General features: G+C 60.8%; 4 protein-coding genes. 3 read left to right on the plus strand and 1 reads right to left on the minus strand.

Going from position 1 to position 10,976, the window contains the following annotated elements:
• Window positions 1-106 precede the first annotated feature (106 nt).
• Genes Q0Y42_RS05600 through Q0Y42_RS05610 form a run of 3 tightly spaced genes read left to right on the plus strand, consistent with a single transcriptional unit; the run spans window position 107 to window position 9,530 of the window.
• Window positions 107-5,785 carry a DUF3320 domain-containing protein gene (locus Q0Y42_RS05600; protein WP_297801067.1) on the plus strand — a complete coding sequence of 1,893 codons (5,679 nt, stop codon included), beginning with the start codon at window positions 107-109 and terminating at the stop codon, window positions 5,783-5,785.
• A 2-nt stretch (window positions 5,786-5,787) separates the two neighbouring features.
• On the plus strand, window positions 5,788-6,912 hold the full coding sequence (locus Q0Y42_RS05605; RefSeq protein WP_297801069.1) for a DNA repair exonuclease: 1,125 nt from the start codon (window positions 5,788-5,790) through the stop codon (window positions 6,910-6,912).
• The gene (locus Q0Y42_RS05610; protein ID WP_297801071.1) at window positions 6,909-9,530 is read left to right on the plus strand and encodes an AAA family ATPase; all 2,622 of its coding nucleotides are present in this window, start codon (window positions 6,909-6,911) and stop codon (window positions 9,528-9,530) included. Before Q0Y42_RS05605 ends, Q0Y42_RS05610 begins: the two co-directional genes overlap by 4 nt.
• 317 nt (window positions 9,531-9,847) lie before the next feature.
• Here the strand turns inward: Q0Y42_RS05610 and Q0Y42_RS05615 are convergent, their stop codons facing one another.
• A complete protein-coding gene (locus tag Q0Y42_RS05615; RefSeq protein WP_297801073.1) occupies window positions 9,848-10,708 on the minus strand; it encodes a hypothetical protein in 861 nt (286 codons plus the stop codon).
• Window positions 10,709-10,976: the final 268 nt, after the last annotated feature.

The following is a 10,976-nucleotide window of genomic DNA, read 5'->3' on the forward strand; positions in this document are numbered from 1 at the left end:
GGACTGCAAACTTGAGCTCATCTCGACACCGGCGTTCCTGAGACCCAAGGTTTGGCAGATCGATCGCCTTATCCCCGGCGACGTGATTGCATTGTCAGATAGGCGCGTGGAACTTAGCGCCGATTATCTGGCTGGCTTGAATGAAGCAGAGCGCGGCGAAATCACCCTGCGCCTGACATGCAAATCTGAGATATTGCATGAACAGACCTTCCCCGTGCGTCTGCTTGCGCGCGATGAATGGGGCGGTGTGAATGACATGGCGCAACTGCTGCCCGCCTTTGTCATGCCCAATGATCCGGCCATCTCGGGGGTGCTGAGAAAGGCGGCAGAGCGGCTGGCGGCCCACGGCCTGCCCAGCGGCCTTGACGGCTATCAGACCAACGATCCCAAACGCGCCTATATGCTGACCGCTGCGGTCTATTCGGCAGTGACCAGCATGGGCATCTTTTATGCCGAACCCCCTGCAAGTTTCGAGCATCGCGGCCAGAAGGTCCGCCGGCCCCTGACGATCGAACAGGAAAAGCTGGGCACCTGTCTCGATACCACGCTTCTGTTCGCCTCCGCGCTGGAGGCCACCGGCCTTCATCCCGTTGTGCTGATGTTCCACGGCCATGCCGCCGTGGGTGTGTGGCTGACCTCCAAAACCTTCGCCAACTCGATCGAAACGGACCAGATGGAGGTTCGCAAGGCGCTCGCCTCGCGCGAGCTGATTGTGTTCGAGACAACGGGCGTGACCCACCGCCCCGCCATGACGTTTGAGCAGGCACAGCGCGCGCTGGACAATCGCATGAGCGAAGAAGCCGCCAGTGCCTTCGTGGCATCCATTGATGTGCGACGCGCACGCAGTGGCGGGATTACCCCCCTTGCCTCGCATCAGCCGATGGCTCGCGCCATGCCGGAAGCCGATGACACAGCCGTTCCTGTCAGCGACCTTCCGCTGCCTGCAGCGCCGACCTTTGATCATCTTGCCGCCGATCAGGTCGAGCAAAAGCCCACCACCGCCTCGGGCCGCATTGACCGTTGGCAGAAGAAGCTTCTGGACCTGACGCTGCGCAACCGTCTGCTGAACTTTCCGGAAACGAAGAAGACAATCCCTTTCATCTGCCCGGACGTAGCCTATCTCGAAGACCGTCTGGCGGGTGGTGCGGCGGTTCAGATCATCTCCCTGCCGGAACAAAATCCTCTGGGAGAGCGTGATGCCGATCTCTACCGCGAGGTTCACGGGCGCGACTTACAACGCCACTTTGCCGCCGAGGCATTGCAACGCGATGAACTAGCCTCTCCGTTGGACGGGCCGCAACTCAACGCGCGCCTGATCGACCTGCACAGACAGGTCAAGAACGACATGGCCGAAGGGGGCGCAAACACCCTGTTTATGGCCATCGGCTTCCTGCGCTGGAAACGTAAGCCAGAAGACCAAAAGACCTATCGCGCCCCGCTGTTGCTCGTACCGGTCAAGTTGGAGCGCCGAAGCGCGAGCGCGCCTTTCCGTATCCGCTTCCACGAGGATGAGCCACGCTTCAACTCGACCCTGCTCCAGTTCCTGGAGCGCGAATTCGAACTAAAACTGCACCACCTCGCTGATCTGCCGATGGACGACAACGGCGTGGATGTGCCCCAGCTTCTGGCCGCCGCACGTCTAGCCGTTCGCGATGCGTCGGGTCTGGAAGTCGTGGACGAAGCCGCACTCTCGACCTTCTCATTCGCCAAATTCCTGATGTGGAAGGATCTGGTGGAACGGACCGATGCGCTTCGTCAGAACCGCGTCGTCAAACACCTGATCGATACGCCCGACAAACCCTTTGAAAATGGCGGTGACGGGTCTGGCACCTTCATTGACGAGAACACGCTCGACCAGACCTATGATCCGGCCGATATCGTCTGCCTTCTGCCGTCGGATTCATCGCAGACCGCAGCCAGCCTTGCCGCAGCCCAAGGGCGCGACTTCGTCATCGTCGGCCCGCCCGGCACGGGCAAGAGCCAGACCATCGCAAATATGATCGCCAACTGTCTGGCGGTCGGGAAATCGGTGCTGTTCGTTGCTGAAAAGACTGCCGCGCTGGACGTGGTCTATCGCCGTCTGCGCGAGCATGGTCTCGGCGATTTCTGTATCGAACTGCACTCGAACAAGGCCGACCGCCGTCAGTTCCTGTCTCAGCTCAAGGCGGCATGGGAGAACAGCGTCAAAACTGACGCCCAAGAATGGATCACGATCAACGAGCGCCTCAAGGTTCGCCGGGATCACTTGAATGCCTACGTCACGGCCCTCCATCATACCTATCCCAATGGCTGGACCGCCTATCGTGCGCTTGGTCTAAAACTGCGGGACGAGGACGTCTACGCTCCCGTGCTGGACTGGCCGAAGCAGCAGAGTATCGACGCGGTCACACTGGCCAAGCTCGAGGACATCGCCGATCAACTGGGCAAGGTTTACGCCTCCATCGAGCGGCACCCGTCGCTGCATCTGGTCGACATTGCCGAATGGACCAGCGGCAAGCAGGAAGCCCTGTTGGCGTCGGGTCGCGGTCTGCGTACGGCGGCGGATGTATTGGCAAATGCGCTGGACGCTTTCCGCCAGTCGTTGGGCCTGTCCGCGACAGACAATCCGGTATCAACCGAACTCAAGGCCTGCACAGCTTTGGCGCATGCCCTTGTTCAGGCCGAAGGCCATGATGTGTCCATCGCCTTCCATCAGGCCTACGGGCGCTGCGCCGAAGACCTGAAAAATCTCGAAGCCGCCATCGGCATCTATCGCGATAACGAAGCACAGATGGGGGCGCGCTTTACGCCCTCGTCGCTGGCCGCCATAGATCTGGATCGGCTGGACCGCGAATGGCGCGAAGCCTCTGCCTCCTTCTGGCCGATGTCCGCACTGGGACGCCGCAAAATCACCCGCCTGCTGCAATCCTATGCCGAGAGCGGAACCATCAATCCGGACACCGATTTGGGACGGCTGCGGGTGATGCGCGACCAGTTGGGACTGATCGAGGCCAATAGCCTGAATGGACTGCCTCTGCCTGTCCGGGGCCTCGACACGTCGATCGAGGAGGTTGCCCATCGGCTCCAGCTCGCCGCCAGCCTGCGCACGGCCCTGCGTCTGCCGGGGCGTGAGACTGCCGATATATCCGCCCTGATAACCCGCCTCAGCCAGTGGTTGGGATCTGAACACATGGGCGACACCGTCGTCCCCGTAGCCAAGCGCCTGATCGCGGCGACAGAGGCCTTCAACCTCGCGCTGCAAGACTTCGCCGCCCTTGCCGAGCGTACGGTGCCGTGGGGAGATACCCCCGACGGGCTGGCCCTTCTATCTCGACAGTTGGATGAACTGGACCAGCAGAAGCGTCTGCTGCGAAACTGGTCCAGCTGGTGCCACACCCGCCGTCAGGCCGTGGCGCACGGCCTGTCCAGCGTGGTCGAAGCGGTGGAGCGCGGTGACATCCCGCCAGAAGAAAGCCGTGCCCGCTTTACCCTGGCCTATGTCCGGTGGTGGCTGCCCCAAGTGATGGACAGTGTGCCCGAGCTCAATAGCTTCAGGCGCTTCCAGCACGAAAACATGATCTCGGAGTTCCGCGAGATCGACGACATGGTCCGCAAACACGCGGCCCAGCGCGTTATCGCCGCCCTCAACCGCGACCTGCCACCAGTGCAAAGCGTGCCGCGCAACTCCGAATTAGGGCTGCTGCGGCATCAGATGGAACTGCAACGCCCCAGCCAGTCCATCCGCGACATGATCAGCCGTATGCCGAACTATTTCGGCAAACTCGCCCCCTGTATGCTGATGTCGCCCCTGTCGATCGCCCAGTACTTCCCGCCGAACCAGACACTGTTCGACGTGGTGATTTTTGACGAGGCGTCACAGATCACGACTTGGGATGCCGTCGGGGCCATCGCACGCGCCCGACAAACCATCATTGTCGGCGACCCCAAACAGCTGCCGCCCACCAACTTCTTTGGCAACAACGATGGCAATGCAGATGGATCGGTAGCCTTCTTCGAAGAAGATCTCGAGAGCATTCTCGACGAGGTAAAGGCGTCAGGCATCCCTGTACGTGACCTGCGCTGGCACTATCGCAGCCGCAGCGAATCGCTGATCGCCTTCTCCAACCATCACTATTATCAGAACCGGCTCGTCACCTTCCCGTCACCACAGGTTGATGACCGCGCCGTGCAACTGCGCAAGGTGCCGGACGGCATCTATGATCGCGGCAAATCGCGGACAAACCGTGTCGAGGCCCAGGCCGTCGCCGACGAAGCCGTCCGCCGTATGCGCTCATGGCTGTCATTACCGGAAACCAGCCGCCCGACGCTGGGTGTCATCACCTTCAACGTCCAGCAGCAGAGCCTGATCATGGACCTGCTGGACGTGGCGCGACGTAAAGAACCGGAACTCGAATGGTTCTTTGCCGAAGAACGGGTCGAGCCTACCATCGTCAAGAACCTTGAGAATGTTCAGGGCGACGAGCGCGATGTGATCCTGTTCTCGATCACCTTCTGGAAGGATGCCGCCGGAAAGCTGACGATGGATTTCGGCGCACTCAACAAAGAGGGCGGCGAGAAACGCCTGAATGTGGCCGTGACGCGTGCCCGACAGGAACTGATCGTTTTCTCCGGCTTCACCGCCGACCAAATCGACATCACCCGCACCAAGGCGCTGGCCGTCCATCATCTGAAGACCTTCCTCGACTATGCTGAACGCGGCGGCATCGCCCTTGCGGCCCAAGCCACAGAGTCTATGGGCGGGTTTGATTCACCGTTCGAGGAAGCGGTGGCCGCCGAACTAGAAAAACGCGGCTGGATTGTCGTGCCTCAAGTCGGCATGTCCGGCTTCCGTATCGACCTCGGCGTGCGTCATCCCGACCTGCCCGGTGCCTATCTAGCAGGTGTGGAATGCGACGGCGCGACCTATCACAGCGCGGCCACAGCCCGTGACCGCGACAAGGTGCGCGAGCAGGTTCTCAGGGGGCTGGGCTGGAACATATTGCGAGTCTGGTCCACCGATTGGTGGCATGACCACGCCGCCTGCGCCGAGCGTCTGGACAAAGACCTGCAGGACCTGCTGGCTGCATGCCGTGACCGCCGCGCCGAAGACACCCGGACCACGGCGCACTGGGACATGGGTCACGAGGTCGAGGACATCGTGGAAATCCGCGATGATCCGCTTCTGCTTCCCGATGTGCCCGCAGGTTTTGAGCCCGAGCCCGACAAGGTCACGGACAGCCCCGTGGACGAACCCCACAGCGCCGCGCCGGCTGCCCCATCCACGGATGCGCCGGTCTATCGGCTAACCGACCTTTCTTCCTTCAATGCCGATCCGGACAGCTTCTACGACTTTGTGTATCGCCCGACGCTGCAAGCGATGATCGATGCGGTCATGGCGACCGAGGCCCCCGTCCGGAAAGACATTCTGTGCCAGAGGATCGCTCGGACGCACGGGTGGCTGAAAACGGGCTCAAGGATCAGAGAGCGCATCGAGATGCATCTGAAGGCCTGCGACCTCACATTTGAATCCAGCGGGGAATTCGTGTGGGCCGCTGGAAGCGTGTCCGATCTCGTCCCCTACCGTCAGCCTGCCGGTGACAACGCGCGTCGTTCGGTTGCGGATATCCCATTGGCCGAACTGGCGCACGTCGTTGTCACACACCGCGATCTGCTGGAAGAGGCGGACCCGACACGCGAACTGGCCCGCCTGCTGGGTCTGGAGCGTCTGGCGACGCCATCGCGAGCGCGGCTAGATGAGGCTATAGAGCGTGCGCGCGCACACCTCGCTGCCCAACTGCCAGAGTAGCCATGTTCAGGTTTATCCACTCAAGCGACCTTCATCTCGGCAAGCGGTTTGGCAATTTCGAAGGCGATCTGCCCGGTCGTCTGCGCGAGGCACGCCATGCGGTGCTGGGCAAGCTGGCGCGCCATGCGCGCGAGCAGAACGCCCTGACGATCCTGCTGGCCGGTGACACCTTCGACAGCGAGACGCCCGCGCCCGATGTCCGACATCAGGCGATGACGGAGATGGCCCAGCACGAGGACGTCAACTGGATCATACTGCCGGGCAACCATGACTCGCTTCAGGCCAGCGAGCTTTGGCAGCGCATGGCGGGTGATGCTCCCCCTAACGTCATTCTGGCGGTCGAGCCGTCACCGATTTCAGTCGGGCCTAACGCCTATGTGCTGCCCGCGCCCTGTACCTTCAGGCGTCCGGGCCGTGACCTGACCGAATGGATGGGCGAAAGCGGTCTGGACGATAGCGCCCTGCGGATCGGGCTGGCCCACGGCGCCATCCAGAACTTTACCGAAGATGCCTCGACCCACGACGTCATCGCGCCGGATCGCGCGCGCCAGTCGGGGCTGGACTATCTGGCGCTGGGTGACTGGCACGGTGCCATGCAGGTGGACGATCGCACCTACTACAGCGGCACGCCGGAGCCGGATCGCTTCAAGCACAATCGACCGGGCGAGGCCTTTGTGGTCTCCATCGCCGCGCGCGGGGCAAAGCCGGAAATGACGGCAGTGCCCACCGGCACGTTTGACTGGCGCAGCCATGATCTGCACCTGATGACGGCCAGTTCGGCCTCGGCGGCATTGGACGCCATCCTGCCGGAGATGGGACAGCGACGTCACAGCCTATGGAAGGTCAGGGCCAGCGGCCACACACGCGTGGCCGAACACTCGGCCCTGCTGGACCGCGCAGAGCAGACGCGTCACGACTTCGCATGGTTCGACCTGTCACTGGACGGCCTGGAGGTCGAATATGATCCATCCGATCTGGACAGTATCGAGCTGTCCGGCGCCCTGCGCGAGGCGGCCAACGCCCTGATGGCCGATGTGAACAATGCGGCCCTGTCCGCACAGGACCGCTCTGTCGCGGGATCGGCTTTGTCGCGGCTGTACCGCCACCTTCAGGAGACATCGAAATGAGGCTCGATGCCCTGCGCCTTTTCAACGTCAAACGCTTTGACGGACATGGCGTCTCCATCGAAGGACTAAGCGATGGCGTGAACGTCCTGGCCGCACCGAACGAGTTCGGCAAATCGACCAGTTTCGAGGCCCTGACCGCCCTGTTCTTCGCCAAACATTCCAGCCGTTCGGCGGATGTGATGTCGCTTCGTCCCTACAGCGGCGGCTCCCCCCGTGTGGAAGCCGACATCACCACGGCCAAGGGGCGCTATCGCATCACCAAACAGTTCCTCGGCAAGGCGGTGGCCCAGGTGGTCGATCTGGACAGCGGCCGCCTGATCGCACAGGCGGACGAGGCCGAGGGCTTCATCGGTGAACTGCTGGGAGACGCCACCAGCGGACCTGCCGCGCTACTTTGGGTCAAACAGGGCGTCACCGGTTTGGAAAACCGGACTGACAAAGAAAATAGGAACGAAACCTCCGCCCGCACCGACCTGCTCCATTCCGTACAGGGCGAGGTCGAAGCCATCACCGGCGGGCGGCGGATGGCCGAAATCCAGTCCACGACCGAGGCCGCTCTGAAAGAACTGGTCACGGCCACGGGACGCCCGAAGGTCGGCGGCCGGTATCATGCCGCACTCGATAAGCGTGACCGGCTTCGGTCGGAGATCGATAGGCTGAGAGAGGATGTAGACGCCCTGCGCATCGCGCTCGACCAAAGAGCCAGCCAGAACCGTCGCCTCAAGGAGCTCAACAGCCCTGAAGAGGTTGCAGCGCGTGACGCGGCACTGGCCACGGCCCAAAGCCAATTCGAAGCCGCCAAATCGCGGCATGAGGTTCTGGAACGCCTGAAGGCCGAGCTGAAGCTGGCACTGACCAATCGTGACGCGGCACAGCGCGAACTGGATCAGTTCCAGAGCGCACTGGAAGCCTATGCCACCGTCGCGCAAGAGCTGAAGACGCTGGAACCGCTTCTCGTCGAGGCGACCCGCCATCGCGAAGAAGCCAAGGACGCCGAGCACCGCGCCCGCGAAGCCGCAAGCGCCGCCGAAAAGGCCGAAGCCGACGCGCGGTCCGCTCTGGAAAAACATGATCTTGCCCAACGCGCGACCGAGGCCGCCAAACGTCTGCAGGCCCTGAAGGACAGTCTCGACAAAGCCCTGTCCTCACGCACCGCGATCGAGGCGCTGAGGGCCGACCTGTCGGCCAAGACCGTTCCCGACAGCGCGCTGGCCGAGTTGCAGGAGTTGGAGAACACCCTGCTCAAACTGCGGACCATCCGCGACAACGCCCGTCCGTCCGTCATCGTCGATTACGATAGCGGTGCCAGCCAGCGGATCCTGATGGACGGCGTCGCGCTCGAACCGTCGCAGGAGCGCCACTACTCCGGTCGCACCGCCCTGACCGCGCCGGGCATCGGCACCATCCAACTGCGCTCGAACAGTGTGGACGATGCCGCCGAACTGGGCACCTGCGAAGAAAAGCATCGCCAGCTGCTGACCGCGCTGGGCACCGAAAGTCTGGCCGCGGCGCGTCTGCGACAGGATCAGGCCAGAGACATCATGGGCCGCATCGAAACCGAGACGGCGCGTCTGGGCGCGCTGGCTCCCGACGGTATCGAGGCCCTGCAACAGGAGGTGTCAGCCTGCGAACTGGCCGCGCAGGACCTGCCCGAAGACCTGCCTGAACGCGACGTCCTGGAGGCGGAGTTCGAAGCCGCCAAAACAAACCGCCACACCTGTATCGAAGCCCAGAAGGCCAGCAGTCTGGCACTCGACAGCGCCACCAACCGCTATGTCGAAATCGCCACCCGCCACAGCCCGCTGGACAGCCGGTTCAGGCAGATGGGCGAGCAACTGGGTGCGCCCGAAGAGCATCCGGCAAGGCTGGAGCAACTGAGAGCCGCCCTTCTCGCCGAGCAGACCCGCGTGGACGAGGCAGAAGCCAAGGTGCGCGAGGCACAAAGCTCGGCGACCGACTTCGAGTTCGCCCAAGCCAATCTTCAGCGCGCCCAATCGGTAAAATCGGCTGCCGAAAAAGAGAGCAACCAGCTTCAGGTCGAGATCGCCAGCCATAACGCCCTGATCAAGGCCCGTTCAGACGAAGCCGTCGAGGAAAAACTCAACGAGCGGCGCGAAGAACTGGAAGCCGCCGAACAGGGTGTGGACGCGTTCGAGCACGAGATCGCCATTCTCCAACGCCTGTTAAGCGCTCTGGAAAGCGCCCGTCAGGAAGCCAAGGACCTGTACCTTGCGCCGGTGATGGAAGAACTGCGCCCCTTGCTCTCCATGCTGTTCGAGGACGTGGCCATCACCTTCGACGACCAGACCCTGCTGCCCGAAAGCCTGATACGAAAAGGTCAGGACGAGGCCGTCGACAAGCTGAGCGGCGGCATGCGCGAGCAGTTGTCGATCCTCACGCGGCTGGCATTCGCCCGCCTGCTTGCTCGCGATAACCGCCCCATCCCAGTCGTTCTGGACGATGCTCTGGTCTACTCTGACGACGACCGCATCGAACACATGTTCAACGCCCTTCACCGGCAGTCGAAGGCGCAGCAGATTATCGTCCTCACCTGCCGCCAACGCGCCTTCCAAAAATTGGGCGGTAACATCCTGGCTTTTACGCCTTGGGAGGGCTGAGACCTGTCTCCGCCCAGTTCTAAGTAGGCAAGGAACAACACGCTCTATTTTCGTGATCCGCGGATTACCAGACAGCAAAAAGCCCCGCGGTTGTGCGGGGCTTTTTTGCGAACTAACCTTTGGGTGCGGGAGTAGGATTTGGACAGGCAGCACTGACCCTATACCGTTCGAATTTACAGCCAAAGTTAGGGCCTCGTCTGAAATATCAGCACACGCAAATGTATGTTTAGCCGCCTGAAAGCCAACTGCATGCGACCACATACTTCTTAAAATTGGAGTTTCGCGACTGCATGTTAAACAACGGGGAGGTCCTGCCGTCAAAATGTTCCTCCCCGTCTCTGGATATCCTCCAACAAAACGTACAGCGGTGCTGGCCACACGACACCTGCGTCCGCTGCTTTAGTTGCGAGGGCCGTTACGTGTTGGGCACTGATTGGCCCTTCAGAGGAAAGGGCCGCATATGTGGAGTTCATACAGCCAAGATGCTGCAACACCTCTCCACGTGCCTTTCGTACAATCCACCAAACTCTTGGTAACCAAATCAGCCCCCATCCAGCATTGAGGACAAGGAGCACAACCAAGCCGTATGCGATGATCCATAGCCATCGCAAAGGGAAAATACCTAGAACGCTCGCGCCCCAGAACAATGCGAATACAAAAAATGCCATTATAACGTTCAGAATATTTCCCGAAAGCCAGTCCAGTATAGGCCGACGATTTAGAAGGCGTGGTGCTAAAAATGGAATATGGGGAGCGTGCAGTACGAGGTTGGCATACTGCGAAAATTCGAGGGCTACTAATAAATCCACAAGCAATCGATCTACCGTTGCTGTTTTAACAGCCCCACGGATATAGCTTCCAACTATCTGTTCGACTTCCGGACGGCTAATCTCCGGATAAGATTTTTGTTTCACTTCTGCCAAAAGATTGTGCCGATGGGATAGCAACCGCTCTTGCTCATCAGGCCTAACCATAAAGCTTCTGAAAGCGTCCAAGATCGGCTCACATGCTCCGCGTAGATGCCGTAGAAATTCATTTTCTTCTAGGTAACCCGCATTTGCATTGGGGTCGTAGCCCGCAGCCACTGCTTGTTCAGCGGCCTCTACGGTTGCCGCGTTGATCAGGCGCATTACGGTCGAATATTTAGGAACGTCCTTTTCAAGAAGATCGTCGGCCACGTGCTGCACGAACTTCCGTCTGGATGCGTTCACTTCGTAACTCAGCATGAGCCCCCGCTATTTTATAGACGTCACAGGCTTTGCAATATCGTTGAATTTTTAATGAAGAGCCAGCGCCCTCATTGAAGCGCTTAACACTACAACAAGCGTGCGCAGTTAATTGCACATACAAAAACTGACCGCAGAGTTATCTCATGCGGTCAGTGATAATGCTGGGTGCGGGAGTAGGATTTGAACCTACGACCTTCAGGTTATGAGCCTGACGAGC

Origin of the sequence: uncultured Brevundimonas sp. (assembly GCF_947305955.1) — a bacterium.
Classification (GTDB): Bacteria; Pseudomonadota; Alphaproteobacteria; order Caulobacterales; family Caulobacteraceae; genus Brevundimonas.